This window comes from Verrucosispora sp. ts21 (assembly GCF_002879555.1).
GTDB lineage: Bacteria > Actinomycetota > Actinomycetes > Mycobacteriales > Micromonosporaceae > Micromonospora > Micromonospora gifhornensis.
In genome coordinates this window covers 13033-31915 of the sequence record NZ_PNOZ01000064.1, presented here as the reverse complement: position 1 = coordinate 31915, position 18883 = coordinate 13033, and the positions used below count along the sequence as shown (strand labels likewise).

Annotated in this window: 15 protein-coding genes; 3 read left to right on the top strand and 12 right to left on the bottom strand. The window is 71.1% G+C overall.

The genetic code is table 11. From position 1 onward, the window contains the following. Window positions 1-24: 24 nt before the first annotated feature. The 12 genes from proS to ftsY all read right to left on the bottom strand — a co-directional run bounded on the left by proS (window position 25) and on the right by ftsY (window position 14587). On the bottom strand, window positions 25-1431 hold the full coding sequence (proS, locus tag C1A38_RS23440; protein ID WP_102659890.1) for a proline--tRNA ligase: 1407 nt from the start codon (window positions 1429-1431) through the stop codon (window positions 25-27). Window positions 1432-1499: 68 nt separating this feature from the next. Next, a complete protein-coding gene (locus tag C1A38_RS23435) occupies window positions 1500-2579 on the bottom strand; it encodes an amidohydrolase family protein (RefSeq protein ID WP_102659889.1) in 1080 nt (359 codons plus the stop codon). A gap of 59 nt (window positions 2580-2638) precedes the next feature. Beyond that, entirely contained in the window at window positions 2639-4186 is a 1548-nt protein-coding gene (gene ffh, locus C1A38_RS23430) for a signal recognition particle protein (protein WP_102659888.1), read from the bottom strand. 203 nt (window positions 4187-4389) lie between these two features. After that, window positions 4390-5046, bottom strand: coding sequence for a response regulator transcription factor (locus C1A38_RS23425; protein ID WP_102659887.1), 657 nt, complete (start codon window positions 5044-5046; stop codon window positions 4390-4392). After that, a complete protein-coding gene (locus C1A38_RS23420; protein ID WP_102659886.1) occupies window positions 5043-6257 on the bottom strand; it encodes a sensor histidine kinase in 1215 nt (404 codons plus the stop codon). Before C1A38_RS23420 ends, C1A38_RS23425 begins: the two co-directional genes overlap by 4 nt. 146 nt (window positions 6258-6403) lie before the next feature. Beyond that, window positions 6404-7225, bottom strand: coding sequence for a DUF2705 family protein (locus C1A38_RS23415; protein ID WP_102659885.1), 822 nt, complete (start codon window positions 7223-7225; stop codon window positions 6404-6406). Further along, entirely contained in the window at window positions 7215-8117 is a 903-nt protein-coding gene (locus C1A38_RS23410; RefSeq protein ID WP_102659884.1) for an ABC transporter ATP-binding protein, read from the bottom strand. Before C1A38_RS23410 ends, C1A38_RS23415 begins: the two co-directional genes overlap by 11 nt. 157 nt (window positions 8118-8274) lie before the next feature. Continuing rightward, the gene (locus tag C1A38_RS23405) at window positions 8275-10605 is read right to left on the bottom strand and encodes a [protein-PII] uridylyltransferase (protein WP_102659883.1); all 2331 of its coding nucleotides are present in this window, start codon (window positions 10603-10605) and stop codon (window positions 8275-8277) included. 13 nt (window positions 10606-10618) lie between these two features. Beyond that, the gene (locus C1A38_RS23400) at window positions 10619-10957 is read right to left on the bottom strand and encodes a P-II family nitrogen regulator (protein ID WP_165521895.1); all 339 of its coding nucleotides are present in this window, start codon (window positions 10955-10957) and stop codon (window positions 10619-10621) included. A 25-nt stretch (window positions 10958-10982) separates the two neighbouring features. Next, a complete protein-coding gene (locus tag C1A38_RS23395; protein WP_013732093.1) occupies window positions 10983-12245 on the bottom strand; it encodes an ammonium transporter in 1263 nt (420 codons plus the stop codon). Between the two features lie 281 nt (window positions 12246-12526). Beyond that, a complete protein-coding gene (locus C1A38_RS23390; protein ID WP_169804609.1) occupies window positions 12527-13390 on the bottom strand; it encodes an aminoglycoside phosphotransferase family protein in 864 nt (287 codons plus the stop codon). Between the two features lie 6 nt (window positions 13391-13396). Beyond that, window positions 13397-14587, bottom strand: coding sequence for a signal recognition particle-docking protein FtsY (gene ftsY / locus C1A38_RS23385; protein ID WP_102659882.1), 1191 nt, complete (start codon window positions 14585-14587; stop codon window positions 13397-13399). A 150-nt stretch (window positions 14588-14737) separates the two neighbouring features. Between ftsY and C1A38_RS23380 the strand changes: the two genes are divergently transcribed. From C1A38_RS23380 to C1A38_RS23370, 3 genes are all read left to right on the top strand, one after another. After that, a complete protein-coding gene (locus C1A38_RS23380) occupies window positions 14738-16441 on the top strand; it encodes an alkaline phosphatase D family protein (RefSeq protein WP_102659881.1) in 1704 nt (567 codons plus the stop codon). A 133-nt stretch (window positions 16442-16574) separates the two neighbouring features. Next, entirely contained in the window at window positions 16575-17015 is a 441-nt protein-coding gene (locus C1A38_RS23375; RefSeq protein WP_233196983.1) for a MarR family winged helix-turn-helix transcriptional regulator, read from the top strand. Between the two features lie 292 nt (window positions 17016-17307). Continuing rightward, window positions 17308-18882: an MDR family MFS transporter gene (locus C1A38_RS23370; RefSeq protein WP_502696951.1), complete on the top strand. Its 1575-nt coding sequence runs from the start codon at window positions 17308-17310 to the stop codon at window positions 18880-18882. Window position 18883: the final 1 nt, after the last annotated feature.

Genomic DNA, 18883 nt, shown 5'->3' with positions numbered 1-18883 from the left:
GGTGGGGACGGGGTGGGGTGGGGGTTAGTAGGCGCGGGCGAGGATGGCGGTGAGGTTGGGTTCGTCTTCGGTGTCGGGGACGGAGTTGTCGGTGCGGAGCAGGCAGCGGACGGTGACGCCCTGGGCGTTGGCCTTGGCCTCGCCTTCGACGCCTACGGCCGACCACGGGACGCGGGCCCAGCCGGTGGCGGCCGCCTCGATCGCCTCGTCGAGGGTGGCGACGTCGGTGGTGCGGGACTGGCGGAAGGCCAGGGCCTGGTCGTGCAGCGACTGCTGGTCGGCGTCCAGGGCGGCGAGCACCGCGCCGACCACGTCCGCGATGGGGGTAGGCGCCTTCGAGCCGTCCGTACGCCGGACCACGACCGCGTTGCCGGCGGCCAGGTCGCGGGGGCCGACCTCGACGCGTACCGGATAGCCGCGCAGCTCGGCGTCGACGGCCCGGCGGCCGAAGGGGGTGTCGGTGCGGTCGTCGAGCATGACCCGGACACCGGCGTCGCGCAGCGCGTCGCGCAGCTTGGCCGCCGCCTCGCCCACACCCTCGCCGTCCTTGACCACCATGACGTACGCCTGCACCGGCGCCAGCTTCGGCGGCACCCGCAGCCCGTTGTCGTCGCCGTGGCACATGATCAGACCGCCGAGCATCCGGGTCGAGGTGCCCCAGGAGGTGGTCCAGGCGTGCTCCCGGCCGCCCTCGGCCGAGGAGTAGCTGATGTCGAACGCCTTGGCGAAGTTCTGCCCGAGCTCGTGGCTGGTGCCGAGCTGCAGCGCCTTGCCGTCGCCCATCATGCCTTCGCAGGTGTACGTGGCGGTCGCCCCGGCGAACCGCTCCCGGGCGGTCTTGAGCCCGACCACCACCGGGATGCCGAGCACGTTGACCATCAGGTCCTCGTACGCCTCGTGCAGGATCTTGCGGGCGTAGGCCCGGGCGTCCTCACGGGTCGCGTGGGCGGTGTGCCCCTCCTGCCAGAGGAACTCGCTGGTACGCAGGAAGATCCGCGGACGCAGCTCCCAGCGGACCACGTTGGCCCACTGGTTGAGCAGCAGCGGCAGGTCCCGGTACGAGTCGATCCACTTGGCCATGAACTCGCCGATGACCGTCTCGCTGGTCGGACGCACCACGACCGGCTCGGCCAACTGCTTGCCGCCGCCGTGGGTGACCACCGCCAACTCCGGCGAGAAGCCCTCGACGTGCTCGGCCTCGCGCTTGAGGTAGCTCTCCGGGATGAACAGCGGGAAGTACGCGTTCTCCGCCCCGGCCGCCTTGATCCGGTCGTCCATCTCGGCCTGCATCCGCTCCCAGATGGCATAGCCGGCCGGTCGGATCACCATGGTCCCCCGTACCGGCCCGTTGTCGGCCAGCTTCGCCTTAGCGATGAGGTCCTGGTACCACCGGGGGAAGTCCTCAGCCCGGGGAGTAAGCACGCGCGCCATAACCGCACATCCTATGCAGGGGCGGACGGGGCAGCGCGATCGGGCGCGGCATCACCACCATCAGCGGGTCAACGGATGACCCGACCGCGCAGCACGATGCGGGCAGGCTCGCGAACCACCCGCAGGTCCCGGCGCGGATCGTCGGAGTAGACGACGAGGTCGGCGAGGCCACCGTCGACCAGGCCGGGGAAGCCCAGCCACTCCCGGGCCCGCCAGGTGGCGGCAGCCAGCACGTCCTCGGTGCTCATGCCGGCCTGCTCGTGCAGCAGCAGCATCTCCTCGGCGGCCAGGCCGTGGTCGATACCGCCACCGGCGTCGGTACCGACGAAGATCGGCACCCCGGCCTCGTACGCCGAACGCACCACCTCGGGGAAGCGGTCCCGCAGGGCGATCATGTGGTCGGCGTACCCGGGGAACTTGGGTCGGGCCTGGTCGGCGATGTGGCCGAAGGTCTGGATGTTGATCATCGTGGGGATCAGCGCGGTGCCCTGCCGGGCCATCAGGTCGATCAGGTCCAGGCTCAACCCGGTGCCGTGCTCGACCGAGTCCACCCCGGCCCGCACCATGATCTCCACGGCCGACTCGCTGAAGGTGTGCACGGCGGCGCGTACCCCGGCGGCGTGCGCAGCGGCCACCGCGGCGGTCATGGTGTCCGCGTCCCAGGCCGGGGCCAGGTCACCGACCCCCCGGTCGATCCAGTCCCCGACCAGCTTGACCCAGCCGCTGCCGGCCGCCGCCTGCTCGGCCACGGTCGCCGCCACCTGGGCCGCCTCGACCTCCACCCCGATGTCGCGCAGGTAGCGCCTCGGCGGCGCGATGTGCCGCCCGGCCCGGACCATCCGGGGCAGGTCAGGCTCGTCCTCAAGCTCCGGGTACGGGAAGGGCGAACCGGCGTCCCGGATCGCCAGCACACCCGCGTCCCGGTCGATCCGCGCCAAGGTCCGCGCCTGGTCCAGCGAGGTGATCGGGGTCGCGCCCCGGGCGATGCCGATGTGGCAGTGCGCGTCCACCAGCCCCGGCAGGACGAAGCCACCATCGGCGATCGTCTCGGCACCGGGCACCGGTTCGAAGGTGATCCGGTCGCCTACCAGCCACAGATCCCGGACCTCGTCGTCCGGCAGGAGCACACCGCGCACATGCAGAGCCATGCGCACAGTCCTACCGGATCACTCTCCGTCAACGGCGAGGAGCCCCGCCCGCCGTACGGTCAGCGGGGCGGCTGGCCGCCCTTGCCGAGCTTGTTGAAGTCGATCTTCGGGAGCTTGAAGCCCGGCGGGAGTCCCTGACCGGCCGCCAGGTCCTCCGGCTTCATGCCCGGCGGAAGCTGCGGCATGCCACCCGGGAAGCCACCGGGCATGCCGGCACCGGTACGCGGCCGACCGCCACCCTTCGTGCCCTTGCGCTTGTTCTTCGGGCTCTTGGTGGCCTTGCGCCGGCCGCCCGGCAGGCCCATCATGCCGCCCATCTGCTTCATCATCTTCTGCGCGTCGGCGAAGCGGTTGAGCAGCTGGTTGACGTCCATCACGGTGACGCCGGAACCGTTGGCGATCCGAGCCCGTCGAGAGCCGTTGATGATCTTCGGGTTGGTGCGCTCGGCCGGGGTCATCGACCGGATGATCGCGGTGATCTTGTCGAAGTGCTTGTCGTCCACCTCGGCGAGCTGGTCCTTGACCTGCCCCATGCCGGGCATCATCGCCAGCACGTTGGCGATCGGACCCATCCGACGCACCGCGATGAGCTGGTCGAGGAAGTCCTCCAGGGTGAACTGCTCGCCGCCCATCAGCTTGGCGGTCATCTTCTCCTTCTGATCGGTGTCGAAGGCCGCCTCGGCCTGCTCGATCAGAGTGAGAACGTCGCCCATGCCGAGGATCCGGCTGGCCATCCGGTCGGGGTGGAAGACGTCGAAGTCCTCCAGCTTCTCGCCGGTGGAGGCGAACAGGATCGGCTGCCCGGTCACCTCACGCACCGACAGGGCGGCACCACCCCGGGCGTCGCCGTCGAGCTTGGAAAGCACCACGCCGGTGATGCCGACGCCGTCGCGGAACGCCTCGGCGGTACGCACCGCGTCCTGGCCGACCATCGCGTCGATGACGAAGATGACCTCGTCGGGGTCGACCGCGTCGCGGATGTCGGCGGCCTGCTGCATCATCTCGGTGTCGATGCCGAGCCGGCCGGCGGTGTCGACGATGACCACGTCCCGGGCGGCCCGTCGGGCGTGCTCGATCGACGCCTTCGCCACCTGCACCGGGTCACCGACGCCGTTGCCGGGCTCCGGGGCGTACACCTCGACGCCGGCGCGGCCACCGAGCACCTGGAGCTGCCCGACGGCGTTGGGGCGCTGGAGGTCGGCGGCGACCAGCAGGGGCTGGTGGCCCTGGGCCTTGAGCCAGCGGGCCAGCTTGCCGGCGAGGGTGGTCTTACCGGAACCCTGGAGGCCGGCGAGCATGATCACGGTCGGCGGCTGCTTGGCGAACTGGAGCCGACGCCCCTCGCCACCGAGGACGGTGACCAGTTCCTCGTTGACGATCTTGATGATCTGCTGGGCCGGGTTGAGCGCCTGGGAGACCTCCGCACCGCGCGCCCGTTCCTTGACGTTCGCGATGAAGCCCTTGACCACCGGCAGCGCGACGTCGGCCTCCAGCAGCGCGAGACGGATCTCGCGCGCGGTGGCGTCGATGTCGGCGTCGGTGAGGCGTCCCTTGCCGCGGAGCTTGGTGAAGATCCCGGAGAGGCGGTCACTCAAGGTGTCAAACACGCGAACATCCCGATTGTCGTCTTCGGCGGGCACGGTGCGGACACGCGGGTGGCGTCCAGCCCACCGCTAGCCTAGCCCGACCCCGCTTCCCCGGCCCGGCCCAGCCGCCCCCTTCCCGTCGTCCGCGGACCGCATCGCCGAAGTACAGGCCGGCGGGTCCGCCGTATGGCAGGCCCGCCGGGCGGTGCGGCCAGGGCCGACGGTCACGGCGCGACCAGCCCCGACTGGTACGCGAACACCACCAGCTGAGCCCGGTCCCGCGCGCCGAGCTTGACCATGGCCCGACTGACGTGGGTACGCGCGGTGGCCGGGCTGAGCACCAGCCGCTCGGCGATCTCACCGTTGCTCAGCCCTTCGCCGACCAGTCCGAGCACCTCCCGTTCCCGCTCGGTGAGGCTGTCCAGCCGAGGGTGCGGGCGCAACACCCGGACCGACCGATGTGCGAACTCCCGGACCACCCGCCGGGTCACCGAGGGCGACAGCAGCGCCTCGCCCTCGGCGACCAGCCGGATCGCCCGCAGCAGTTCGGCCGGCGGGGCGTCCTTGGTGAGAAAGCCGCTGGCCCCGTACCGCAGCGCGTCGAAGACGTACTCGTCCAGCTCGAACGTGGTCAGCACGATTACCCGGGTACCGCCCAGCCCTGGATCGGCGGCGATCCGGCGGGTCGCCTCGATCCCGTCGATGCCCGGCATCCGGACGTCCATCAGCACCACGTCGGGGCGTACCCGTCGGGCCAGCTCCAGCACGGCGAGCCCGTCGGCTGCCTCGCCCACGACCGTGAGGTCGTCCTCGCTCTCCACCAGGGCGCGCAGGCCTATCCGGATCAGGTCCTGGTCGTCGGCGAGCAACACGCTGATCATTCGGACTCCTCCACGGGCAGTGTCGCGTACACCTGAAATCCCCCACCACTCGCGGCGCCGGTGCGGAAGGTTCCGCCGAGCGCGACCACCCGTTCCCGCATGCCGGCCAGCCCGTAGCCGTGGCCACCGGCCCCCTCCGGTACCGGTCCCCGGCCGGTGTCGGTCACCTCCACCACGATTCCCTCCGGACGGTGGTCGATCCGGACGGTCGCGGTGGCCGGGCCGGCGTGGCGCAGCACGTTGGTGAGGGCCTCCTGCACCACTCGGTAGGCGGCGAGATCGACGGCGACGGGGAGCGTGCTCGGCTCGCCGGTGGTCTCGACGGTCACCGGCAGACCGGCGCCGGCCAGCCGGTCACGCAGCTGCGGCAGTTGCGCAAGACCGGGGACCGGAAAGCGCTCCACGCCCGCCTCACCCGGCTCGTCCCGCTCGTCCCGTCCGTCACGGTCTCGGCCGTCCCGTGTGTCGCGATCGTGCCGCGCCTCACGGTCGTGCCGGTCGTCTCCCCGGACGACGGTCAGCGTGACCCGCAGCTCGTCGAGCGCTTCCTTGCTCGTCCGGCTGATCGCGGTCAACGCGACAGCCGCCTGTTCCGGCTTCCGGTCGAGCAGATGCAGCGCAATCTGGGCCTGCATGTTGATCGCCGCGAGTCCGTGTCCCACGACGTCGTGCACCTCGCGGGCGATTCGCAGTCGTTCGGCGTCGGCCAGTCGCCGCGCTTCGTCCCGTCGTGCCCGGGCCGCGTTCTCCCGCCCGACCCGGACCACCGTGCCGACCGCGAACGGCACCACCACCCAGGCGGCGACGGGCATCAGGCCCGACCAACCGGGCGCCCGCAGCCCCATGAAGATCCCGATGAGCAGGGCGGCGAGGGCGACGACGCAGTCCACCACACCGTCGCGCGCCGGCAGATACGCCGCGACTGTGTAGACCGCGGCGAGCAGCGACACCAGGATCGGCCCGTACGGGTTGCCGAGCAGCAGGTAGGACAGCACCGCCCCGGTCACCACCGCCAGCGTGACCGACGGCCAGCGCCGCCGCAGCGCCAGCGCCAGCGCCGCGACCACCACCAGTGGGTACGCGGCAGGGCCGACGGGCACGCCCTGGTTCGCGCCGGCCGGCGCGGTACCCATCAGCCCGAGCGCGACGAGCGCCGTGGCGAGAGCCACGTCGAAGGAATATCCGCGCCATCCGATTCGGTTGCGCAGCATTCTCATCTCCCGTTCCCGCCCGACCCTCTCGTCCGTCCCGCCTGGCCGGCCGATGCCCCGTTCCGGCTGGTCATTCGCAACCCCCGTTACTGTCCGATCAGCCGACGCCCCGCTGGGATCATCGGTCGCAGTTCCCTTGCTACCGGTCAGCCGATGTCCCGCCGTCGCAGCAGTAGCGCGGCCAGCAGCACAAAGGCGATCAGGTAGACCGCCAGGACGAGGACCGCCTGCCCGGCTCCGACGACCACCGCAACCCCCGGCGTGTCTCGGGGCGCACCGAGTGCCGCCACCAGCGAGCCAGCATTGGGTCCGGGAAGCCCCTTCTGCACCTGGGCCACCCAGTCCAGCAACGGCGCGGCCACCCCGGCGAGCAGATTCTGCACCGCGAGCATCCAGACCAGGCCGAGACCGACGGGCAGGGCCACCGAACGCATCGCCACGGCCAGCACCACACCGAGCATGGTCCAGGTCACGGCGATGAGCCACCCCGCGCCGACCCCGGCCAGCAGGTCGTCGATGGACGGCCAGCGCACCGGCTGCGACTCGGTGACCGCGATCAAAGTACCGGCCACCGCACCCACTGCGAAGACGGCGAGCACCACCACCAGCGCGGCGGCGGCCAGGGCGAGCACCTTGCCGGCGTACACCTCCAGCCGGCTCGGCCCTTGGCTGAGGACGGTCTTCCAGGTGTCCCAGCCGTACTCGCTACCGACAACGAGCACACCAATGATCAGGACGATCGCACCCAGGAAGATCGGCAGTCCGCCGAGGGAGTTGCCCACCAACTGATCCGGCAACAGCATCGGCAGGGTGCGATCGCTGTTCGGACCGCCGGTCCCGCTGCGGATGCTCGCGTACGGCAGGACGTAGGTGAAGGTCAGGGAGGTCACCAGCGCAATGCCGAGTAGCAGCCAGCAGGACGGCCGGCGGACCAGTTTGACGATCTCGGCGGAAAAGCTACGCGACATCGGCGGTGCCCTTCTCGACGAGGTCGAAGAAGACCTGTTCCAGATCACGCTCACGGGGGCGCAACTCGCGCACCGCCACCCCGGCGGTGACCAGTTCGGTGTTGAGCCAGGCCGCCCGCTCCGGCGCGACCGACAGTTCCAGGCCCCCGCCGACCACCCGGACGCGCTCCGTTCCGACCAACGTGCGCGCGTGTGCGACGGCGGCGTCCAGCGGATCGGCCAGCACCCACAGTCCTACCGCGCCACGCAGTTGGGCGATGCTGCCCTCCGCGACGAGGCGCCCTCCGGCGATCACCCCGACCCGGTCGCAGATCTGCTCGACCTCGCCGAGCAGATGGCTGGCGACCAGGACCGTACGGCCGCCCGCGCCGAGCCGACGGATCAGTTGGCGCATGTCCGCCATACCCGCCGGATCGAGCCCGTTGGTCGGCTCGTCGAGAACCAACAGGCGCGGGTCGCGCAGTAGCGCGGCGGCCACTCCCAGGCGCTGCTTCATGCCCAACGAGTAGCCCGCGTACCGGTCGTCGGCCCGGTCCGCCAAGTGCACCAGGTCGAGCACCAGCGCGACCCGGTCCATGCCCACCCCGGCGTGGCGGGCGAGCACCCGCAGGTTGTCCCGTCCGGACAGGTACGGATAGAACGCCGGGCCCTCGATGAGCGCGCCGACGTCGGCGAGGCGGCCGGCACCGGGGGGTCGGCCGAACAGCCGGACCGTCCCGGCGCTGGGCCGCACCAGGCCGAGCAGCATCCGCAGGGTGGTGGTCTTGCCGGCGCCGTTGGGGCCGAGGAAGCCGTACACCTCCCCGGGCCGGACAATCAGGTGGAGATCCCGTACGACGGTTCTGCCGCCGTACCGTTTGCTGAGCGCTTCGGTCTGTACTGACGGTTCCATGCCCTGAGCCTGCCGCCACGTGCGCCGGAGCACGTCGTCCCGCGAGCGACATCGCGGCTACGCTCCGGCGCGTACGCCAGCGCGGGCTGCCGGTTGTTAAGAAGGGGCCCTTGTACTACACGAGGCGTTAATAAGGTGCCCTTCCTTACACACACACCTACACGGCGGCTAGGACGGCGGCTTCGAGGCGGGTGCGTTCGTCGTCGGAGGGCCAGCCGCCCACCAGGTAGAAGACGTCGACCACGTCCCCGCCGAGGGTGGCGATGCGGGCCGCGCGGACCTGGGCGCCGGCGGCGTCCAGGGCGCTTGTCACCCGGTACAGCAGGCCGGCGGCGTCCGCGGCCCGCAACTCCAGCAGCACCGCGTCGGTGGCGGCGTCCCGGTGCCAGACCACCCGTGGTTCGGCCCCGGCCCCCCGTGCGGCCAGGGCCCGCCCCCGCAGTCGCTGGGTGACCGACACGTCGCCACCGACCGCCCGACGCAGGTCGGAGCTGAGCGCCACCGGCTCGGGTGGCAGCCCGTACCGTGGCTGCACCCGGCACTCCACCAGGGCCCGCCCGTCCACCGTCGAGGCGTCGGCCGCGAGCACCTCCAGGCGGTGCAGGGCCAGGCAACCGGCCACCGTGGCGAGCAGGCCACGTCGGTCCGCCGCGGCCACCGCCACCCGGTCCCCGGTCAGGTGTACGACCGGCAGCGGCCCCGCCACCAGCGCCGGGTCCGGGGCGGGCGGTTCGGGTACGGCGCCGGTGTCGAGCGTGGTGCGGACCCGGGCCACCAGTTCGGCGATCAGCCGGCCCTTCCAGTCCGACCAGGCGCCCGGCCCGGTGGCGGCGGCGTCCGCCCGGGCCAGCGCGTGCAGCAGGTCGAGGGTGGTGACGTCGCCGACCGCCTCGGCCACCCCGGAGATGGTCACCGGATCGGCCAGGTCGCGGCGGGTGGCCACCTCGGGCAGCAGCAGGTGCAGCCGGACCAGGGTGCCGATCAGTGTCGCCTCGGCAGCGGGCAGGCCGATCCGGGCGGCCATCGCCTCGGCGATCGGTGCCCCGACCGTGGAATGGTCACCCGGCAGACCCTTGCCGATGTCGTGCAGGAAGGCAGCGAGCAGCAGCAGGTCGGGGCGGTCCACGTCGCGGGTGTGCCGGCTGGCCTCGAAGGCGGTCTGCACCAGGTGCCGGTCGAGGGTGAACCGGTGCACCGGGTTGTGCTGGGGCAGGCTGCGCAGCCGGGTCCACTCCGGCAGCCAGCCGTCGATCAGCCCGTACCGGTCACAGGTCTCCCAGGCGGGCAGCAGCCCCGCACCGGCGCCCAGCAGGGTGGTCAGCGCGGCTCGGGCCTCCGCCGGCCACGGCGTGGGCAGCGGCGGACAGTAGGTGGCCAGCCACTCGCAGGTGGCGCGGGCGATCGGCAGCCCGGTGACCGCCGCCGCGGCGGCGACCCGCAGCGAGAGGTTGGGGTCGGGGCGGGCCCCGATGGCGGTACGGGCCAGCACCAGTTCGCCGTCGTGCTCGACGACGTCACGGGCAACCGGCCGGCGCAGCGGCCGTCCGTCGGCACCCCGGCGGCGACCGGAGCGCAGCCGGTCGGCGGCGCGGAAGGCGTCGTGCAGGGCATGACTGACGGTACGGGCGTCACCGGCGACCCGACGCAACAGCGCGTCCCCGTCCCCGGCTGGTTCCGCTGAGCCGGCGGTCGGGCCGGTGTCGGGGCCGCCGAGTGCTGTCTGGCGCAGGCCGAGCAGCGCGGCGACTCCCTCGCGTTCCTGGGCCAGCAGGCGGTCGACGCGCCGGCCGACCTGGTGGTGCAGTGCGTCGCGGGTGTCCAGCAGGCGCAGGTGTGCGGCGTGTACGGCGGGCCGCAGCGCGTCGGTGATCCCGGCGATCGCGATGGCCCGCAGGATGCCGACGTCCCGCAGGCCGCCGGCCGCCTCCTTGAGGTCGCCTTCCAGCAGGAAGGCCAGCTCGCCGTGGGCCTGCCAGCGGGCGGTCGTGCTCTCCCGCAGCGGGGCCAGTTGACGTACGGCGGTGCGCCGCCAGTGGTCGGTGGCGCTGCGGATCAGCGTGTCGGCCAGGTCGGGGTCACCGGCGACCAGACGGGCGTCGAGCAGCCCGAGGGCCACCTTGACGTCGTCCTGGGCGACCGACAGCGCCTCGGCGACGGTGCGTACGGAGTGGTCCAGCCGCAGCCCGGCGTCCCAGATCGGGTACCACAGCTCGGCGGCCAACTCGTCGATCCCGGCCACCCCGGAGTGCACAAGCACCAGGTCGAGGTCGCCGTAGGGGGCGCACTGCCGCCGACCCAGCCCGCCGACCGCGAGCAGGGCGACGCCCGGCCGCGGTGGCAGCAGGCGGGCCAGCCAGGTGTCGTACGCGTCCGACCGGGCCCGACGCGCGGTGGCGCCGATCCCGGCCGGTACGCCGACGACCTCGTTGACCTTCGGTGCTGCCGTGGGGCTCGAAGCCGAGGCTTGCCGAGAGGTCAACGAGGTCATCGACGGTGTCTCCTTACAGGGCGTCCAGGCCGCGCTCGCCCGTGCGGACCCGGACGACCTCCTCGACTCCGGTCACCCAGACCTTGCCGTCACCGATCTTGCCCGTCCGGGCGGCACCGACCACCGCGTCGACGATCTTCTCGACGTCGATCTCGTCGGTCAGCACCTCCACCCGGATCTTGGGCAGGAACTCGACGGTGTACTCGGCACCCCGGTAGACCTCGGTGTGCCCCTTCTGTCGCCCGTAACCCTGGACCTCGCTGACAGTCAACCCGGCCACGCCGAGGGCGTGCAGGGCCTCCTTGACGGCGTCCAACTGGTGCGGCTTGATGACCGCGGTCACCAGCTTCATGTCCAACCCCTCCATCTCACGAACGTTAGCCGGCGACCTTTTCGCTTACCGCTTCGGTGGGCTCACTCTTCGGCTTGGCCGAGGAAGCGATACCCGCGGCGGCGAAAGCCCCGCCACCACCACTCGTGGAGCTGAACTCGTACGCGCTCTCCGCGTGCTCGGCGTTGTCGATGCCCTCGACCTCGGCCTCGGCGCTGGCCCGGAAGCCGATGGTCTTCTCGATCGCGAACCCGATGATGTACGCGACCACGAACGAGTAGACAAGCACCGCGATGACGCCGACCGCCTGCAGACCCAGCAGCTTGATGCCGCCGCCGTAGAGCAGACCGTCGTTGCCCTCACCGGCCAGCACCTCGATGGCCAGGAAACCGATGAGCAGCGAGCCGATGATGCCGCCGACCATGTGCACGGCGACCACGTCGAGCGAGTCGTCGTACTTGAGCTTGTACTTCATGCCGACGGCGAGCGCGCAGATCGCACCGGCGATCAGGCCGAGGGCGATGGCGCCCAGCGGCTCCAGGAACGCACAGGCGGGGGTGATGCCGACCAGACCGGCGACCGCGCCGGAGGCCGCACCCAGGGTGGTCGGCTTGCCGTCGCGCAGCCACTCGACCACGATCCAGCCGAGCACCGCGGCGGCGGTGGCGACCTGGGTGTTGATCAGCGAGATGGCGGCGGTGCCGTTGGCCGCGCCGGCGGAGCCGGCGTTGAAGCCGAACCAGCCGAACCACAGCAGACCCGCGCCGAGGAGCACCATCGGCAGGTTGTGCGGCTTGAACTTGTCCTTCGGCCAGCCAACCCGCTTGCCGAGTACGAGCGCCAGAGCGAGCGCGGCGGCACCGGCGTTGATGTGCACCGCCGTACCACCGGCGAAGTCGAGCACGCCGAGCTCCATGATCCAGCCGCCGCCCCAGACCCAGTGCGCGACCGGGAAGTAGACCAGGGTGGCCCACAGCCCGGCGAAGAGCAGCCACGGGCCGAACTTGGCCCGGTCGGCGATCGCACCGCTGATCAGAGCGACGGTGATCACGGCGAACATCAGCTGGAAACCGGCGAACAGCAGATCGGGAATGCCGCCCTCGGTGCCGCTTTCCAACATGCCACGCAGACCGGCGGCGGAGAGATCACCGGTGATCCCGCCGATGTCCTCGCCGAATGCGATGCTGTAGCCGTAGAACACCCACAACAGGCTGACCAGGCCGATCGCGCCGAAGCTCATCATCATCATGTTGAGCACGGACTTGGATCGCGTCATGCCGCCGTAGAACAGCGCCAGGCCGGGCGTCATGAGCAACACCAGCGCGGCAGAAGTCAAAATCCAGGCGGTGGCACCAGAATCTAGCTCCGGCACGCTGCCTCCTCTCGGGTCGTTTTCCCTCCCTCCCGGCATCGCGCAGCATCGCCCGTACGCCGGTTGGCCGGAACTCTCGTCGTCGGCTGTTTCGACGAGGGGCCCCGACTGGTTTCCGGTGCGTCACGGCTTGTTTCGGACGTGTGAAGAAAACCGCACAGCTCCACGCTTCGACGGGGGTGGATCAGCCATTTGGTGATGGTCTATCCCCCGACGGGTTACTGCAGGGCGGATTCCAGGGCACGCCGCTCGTAATCGAGCAGTCGAAGATCGCGCATCGGCCGGCGCAGGTGGCCCTTGTGCACGATCCGCACGAACGCGGGCTCCCCCGCCGCAGCCATCCGCCGGATGCCCTCGACGTGGTCGATGATCCGCTTGCGGATGGTCCCGATCAGCCGGTGGCGGTCGCGGGGGATCAACCCGTACGCGTCGGCGAACAGTCGCAACCGGCGCGGCCGGTCCGGTCGCTTCCAGCCCAGGGTGATCGAATCCCGGTCGGAGAAGATCGGCACCCAGGTCCAGGCCGCGTAGGCCACGTCGTAGATCCGCGCACCGGGTGAGGCGAGATCGAAGTCGATAAGCCCGAGGGTGCCGTCCGGACGCCAGATCACGTTGTGCGGCGCGGCGTCGTGGTGGCAGATGACCTCGGTGTCCGGTGGCGGCGGCCCGAACGAGCGCCACACCGCGTTGGCCGGCGGCGCGAAGCCGTACTGGGCGTCGTGGAACATCCGCAGCATGGTGGCGACGGTGACCAGCGCCTCGTCGGTGACCCAGTGCGGGGCCAGCGGGTATTCCCCGCACTCCCCTTCCAGGTACGACAGCACCTCCCGGTTGCGCTCGTCCATGCCGAGCGCGCGGGGGGCACCGGTGAAGCCCACGTACTCCAGGTGGCGCAGCAGGGCGTGCACGGACGGCGTCCACGGTCCGGCGTTGCGCCGGACCGTGTCACCGACCCGCACCACGGTGCTGACGTTGCCGCCGTGCAGGGGGATCTCCTGCGAAGTCACGTACGGTCTCCCGAGGCGCTGCGACGGGTGGCTCGGGTCGCGCCAGCCCGCGTACGCGCGATTGTCTCTGGTCACCCGAGGTTACGCGGTCGGACCGGGGGCTTCGGTGCCCAGCAGCGCGTCGACGAACTGCGCGGGGTCGAACGGTGCCAGGTCGTCCGGACCTTCGCCGAGGCCGACCAGCTTCACCGGGATGCCGAGCTTGCGCTGTACGGCGATCACGATGCCGCCCTTGGCGGTGCCGTCGAGCTTGGTCAGCACCACCCCGGTGACGTTCACCACCTCGGTGAAGACGCGGGCCTGCTCCAGACCGTTCTGCCCGGTGGTGGCGTCGAGGATGAGCAGGGTCTCGTCGATCGGGCCGTGCTTCTCCACCACCCGCTTGACCTTGCCCAGCTCGTCCATCAGGCCGACCTTGTTCTGCAGCCGGCCGGCGGTGTCCACGAGCACGGTGTCCACGCCGGTGTCGATACCCCGCCGGACCGCGTCGAACGCGACGCTGGCCGGATCGGCACCCTCCGGACCCCGGACGGTCTCCGCGCCGACCCGTCCCGCCCAGGTCTCCAACTGGTCGGCGGCGGCGGCCCGGAAGGTGTCGGCCGCGCCGAGCAGCACGCTGCGACCGTCGGCGATGAGCACCCGGGCGATCTTGCCGCAGGTGGTGGTCTTGCCGGCGCCGTTGACCCCGACCACCAGCAGCACCGCCGGCACACCCTCCTTGGGGGTGGTCCGCAGCGAGCGGTCCAGCTCCGGGTCGAGCGCGTTCACCAGTTCGGCGGCGAGCAGGGCACGCAGTTCGGCCGTCGAACGGGTGCCCAGCACCCGGGTCCGCTCGCGCAGCCGGTCGACGATCTCGCGGGTGGCGTCGATGCCCACGTCCGCGGTGATCAGGCTGTCCTCGATCTCTTCCCAGACGTCCTCGTCGAGGCGGTCGCGGCTGAGCAGGCCGAGCAGCCCCTTACCGAAGGCGTTCTGCGAGCGCGACAGCCGGGACCGCAGCCGGACCAGCCGGCCGGCGGTCGGCTCGGGCACCTCGACGGTCGGGGTCGGCGCCTCCACCACCGGCGGCGGCTCGACCAGGATGCCGGTGGACAACTCGGCCTCCGGCGCCTCCACCGGCGGCCCGGCGAGATCCTCCTGCGTCCGGGTGTCGACCTCCGTACGCGGCAGCGGGGGTGCCGGCCGCCGGCGCAGCCTCGGCACGACCAACCCGATGCCGCCGAGGATCAGCACACCGAGCAGGGCGAGAACGATGAGGAGGTAGTCCTTCATGCCGAAATCCTGTCAGATGCCGCCGACCGCGTCTCAGCCACCGCACCCCCGCACCTGTCGTGAAGCGGCGGTAGTCTCGGCCACAACCAGCAGTGGTGCGACGGCCGGCCGGGTAGTAGAGGTCGAAACACTCTCATCTGGAGGTCTGCGATGCCCGCCGAGCTGCTCATCGGCCCCCTGCTCCGCCGGGTGGTCGGCACGCGGGCCACGGTCTGGGTGGAAACCACGGCCCCGGCGGTGGTCACCGTCCGCACGGCCGACGGCGCCACCGGCACGACGAACACCTTCACCGCGTACGACCACCACTACGCACTTGTGGTGGTCGACGGGCTCACCCCGGACAGCACCACGACCTATCAGGTCTTCGTCGACGACCGGGAGGTCTGGCCGCTGCCCGACGGGCGTTTCCCGCCCAGCGTGATCCGCACCCGCGCCGCCGACGACCGGGATCAGCCGGTACGGCTGCTCTTCGGCTCCTGCCGAGAGACCACCCAGCACGCCACCACCCGCAAGCTGCCCCCGGACGCACTCGACGCGTACGCCCGGCGGATCCTGGCCGACCCGGACCCGGCGGCCCTGCCGGACCTGCTGGTGCTCCTCGGCGACCAGGTCTACGCCGACGAGACGTCACCGACGGTGAAGCGCCTGCTGCGCCGACGGCGACGCCGCCCGGCGGGCGCGCCCAGCGACCAGGTGGTCAGCTTCGACGAGTACACGAAGCTCTACCTGGAGTCCTGGGGCGACCCGGAGATCCGCTGGCTGTTCTCCACCGTGCCGAACGTGATGATCTTCGACGATCACGAGATCATCGACGACTGGAACACCTCGGCGTCCTGGCGCGCGGACATGCGCGAGCAGCCCTGGTGGGCCGAGCGGATCACCAGCGGCCTGGCGTCCTACTGGGTGTACCAGCACCTGGGAAACCTCTCCCCCGACGAGATCGCCGCCGACCCGATCTTCGCGAAGGTGACCACGGCCGGGGACGCCACCGAGGTGCTGCGCGAATTCGGCAAGCGAGTGGACACCGAGGCCGACCTGGCACACGACATCGAGCGGTGGCAGGCGGTGCAGTACCAGTGGAGCTACTCGCTCGACCTGGGCCGTACCCGCCTGGTCATGCTGGACACCCGGTGCAGCCGGGTGTTGCAACCGAGCCACCGGGCGATGTTGCCGCCGGGCGAATGGTCCTGGTTCGTCGACCGGGTGCACGGCGACTACGACCACCTGGTCGTCGGTTCCTCGCTGCCCTGGCTGCTGCCGCCCGGCATCCACCACGTCGAGGCGTGGAACGAGAAGCTGGCCGACTCGTCCCGGCCGTGGCTCGCCGCCCTCTCCGAACGCCTGCGTCGTGGGCTGGACCTGGAACACTGGGGCGCGTTCCGTCGTTCGTTCGACGCCATGGGTGCGCTGTTCGCCCGCGTCGGCGGCGGCACGCCGGGTGAGCCCGACGACCGCAAGGGTGCCGGGCCGGCGTACCCGCCCCCGGCGTCGATCAACGTTCTCTCCGGTGACGTGCACCACTCGTACGTGGCCCGGGTCCGGTTCGCCGACCCGAGCGTACGCACCCCGGTGCATCAGCTGACCTGCTCGCCGATCCACAACCAGGTGCCCGCCGGGATGCGTCCGCTGATGCGGCTGGGCTGGTCCCGTGGGCCGGCCGGGGCGACCCGGGCGCTGGCCCGCACCGCGGGCGTACCCCGGCCGCAGTTCCGCTGGCGCAAGCTCGCCGGCCCGTACTTCGGCAACGCGGTGGCCACGCTGACCCACGCCAGCCGGAGCGCCGACGTGGTCATCGAGGGCACCACAAACGACGGCCACCTGCGCCAAGTCGCCCACCACCGCCTGACCCCGTGAAAGGAAGGGCACCTTGTTAACGCCTGGCGTAGTAGAAGGGCCCCTTGTTAACACTGTGGGGCGGTGCGGGTGACTGACGCTGTGGTGCGGGGCAGTCAGCGGACGGTCACTGCGGCTCCGTAGTCTCGTCGGCGTGGACGACGAGCTGCCGGAGCGCCTGCGCGAGGTCGAGGACGAACTGACCGCCCTGTTGCGGCGCGGTCGGGCCCTCTCGTGGGAGATCGCCAGCGAGGTGCACCCGAATCTGGAGCCGAACGCGTACGGGCTGCTGCTCTGGCTGCGCCGCTCCGGCGCGATCCGGCTCACCGATCTGGCCGCCCGACTCGGGGTCGGCAAGGGCACGCTCAGCCGGCAGATCCACAGCCTGGAGACCCTCGGTCTGGTGAGACGAGACCCGGACCCGAACGATCGGCGGGCCGCGCAACTCAGCCTCACCGAGGAGGGGCAGCGCCGGTTCGACGCCGCTCGGGCCCCCCGGCTCGGACAGATCCGTCGGGCGTTGGAGACCTGGCCGCAACGTGACGTCGAGGAGTTGGCCCGGCTGCTCCGCCGCTTCAACGACGCCTGGGGCTGACGCCGTCCCACCTGTCGCCGTCGTACCTGACGCCGTCCCACCTAAACGCCGTCCCACCTGACCCCGTTCCGGCGATCCAGCGGTAACCAGGTCGGACTTTTACCGCAATTACGACGTAACGGCGCTTTCAGCGACACTCTCCCGCCAGGCGGGTGGAATAGAGCCCCTGCCGAGCAAGTTGTTGCTTCAGGCAACCAAGTCGTACGGTTGCCTCCGGCAACAATATCCACTCCGCTTGGAGGCTTCTCCCATGACTCAGGCGAGTGCTCCCGCCCGAGCGATGCCCGTGCAGATGAGTCACCGACAGATCCTGGAGGCCCTCTCCGGTCTGCTGCTGGGCATGTTCGTCGCGATCCTGTCCGGCACGGTCGTCGCGAACGCGCTGCCGAGGATCATCACCGAACTCAACGGCAGTCAGTCCGCGTACACCTGGGTGGTCACCTCGACGCTGCTGGCCACCACCGCGACCACCCCGCTGTGGGGCAAGCTCGCCGACCTGACCAGTAAGAAGGTGCTGGTCCAGCTCTCCCTCGCCATCTTCGTGCTCGGCTCGGTGCTGGCCGGGCTCTCGCAGTCCACCGGGCAACTGATCGCCTGCCGGGTGGTCCAGGGCATCGGCGCCGGTGGTCTCACCGCGCTGGTTCAGGTGATCATCGCGACGATGATCTCCCCGCGGGAACGGGGCCGCTACAGCGGCTACCTCGGCGCGGTGATGGCCGTCGGCACCATCGGCGGGCCGCTGATCGGCGGTGTGATCGTCGACACCTCCTGGCTCGGCTGGCGCTGGTGCTTCTACGTCGGCGTGCCGTTCGCGCTGGCCGCTCTGGTCGTGCTCCAGCGGACCCTCGACCTGCCGGTCGTCCGCCGCAAGGTGAAGATCGACTGGTGGGGTGCCACGCTGATCACCGCCGCCGTGTCGCTGCTGCTGATCTGGGTGTCGCTCGCCGGCAACCAGTTCGACTGGGCCTCCTGGCAGACCGCGGTGATGGTGGCCGGCGCGTTGCTGCTCGGTGCCGCCGCCGTGCGGGTGGAGACCAAGGCCAGTGAGCCGCTGATCCCGCCCCGACTGTTCCGCAACCGCACCATCACCCTGTCGGTGGTGGCCAGCATCGCCGTCGGTGTGGGCATGTTCGGCGCCTCGGTCTTCCTCGGCCAGTACTTCCAGATCAGCCGTGGGGCCAGCCCCACCATGTCCGGCCTGATGACCCTGCCGATGATCCTCGGCCTGCTGGTCTCCTCCACCGTGGTCGGCCGCATCATCACCAACACCGGCCGCTGGAAGCGTTACCTGGTCGCCGGCTCGGCGCTGCTCACCGTTGGTTTCGCGTTGATGGGCACGCTGCGGGCGGACACCCCGTACTGGCAGGTCAGCATCTACATGGCGATCATCGGCCTCGGCGTCGGCATGTCCATGCAGAACCTGGTGCTCGCCGTGCAGAACACCGTCGAGCCACACGAACTCGGCGCGGCCAGCTCGGTGGTGGCGTTCTTCCGCAGCCTCGGCGGCGCGGTCGGTGTCAGCGCCCTGGGCGCCCTGCTCGGTCACAACGTCACCCGCTACCTCAGCGAGGGGTTGGCCGCGCTCGGCCTACCGACCGCGGGCGCAGGCGGCGGCACGCTGCCCGACGTACACACGCTACCCGCACCGATCCGGGCCGTGGTGGAGTCCGCGTACGGGCACGGGGCCGGAGACATCTTCCTGGCCGCCGCACCGTTCGGGCTGATCGCCCTGATCGCCGTGCTGTTCATCAAGGAGGTGCCGCTGCTGCGGCACACCGGTGGCCCGCTCACCGACGAGGTGGAGCAGGAGTCGACGGTGGCCACCGGCGGCGCGACGGCCGTGATCCGCACCGGGGTCCGGGACTGAC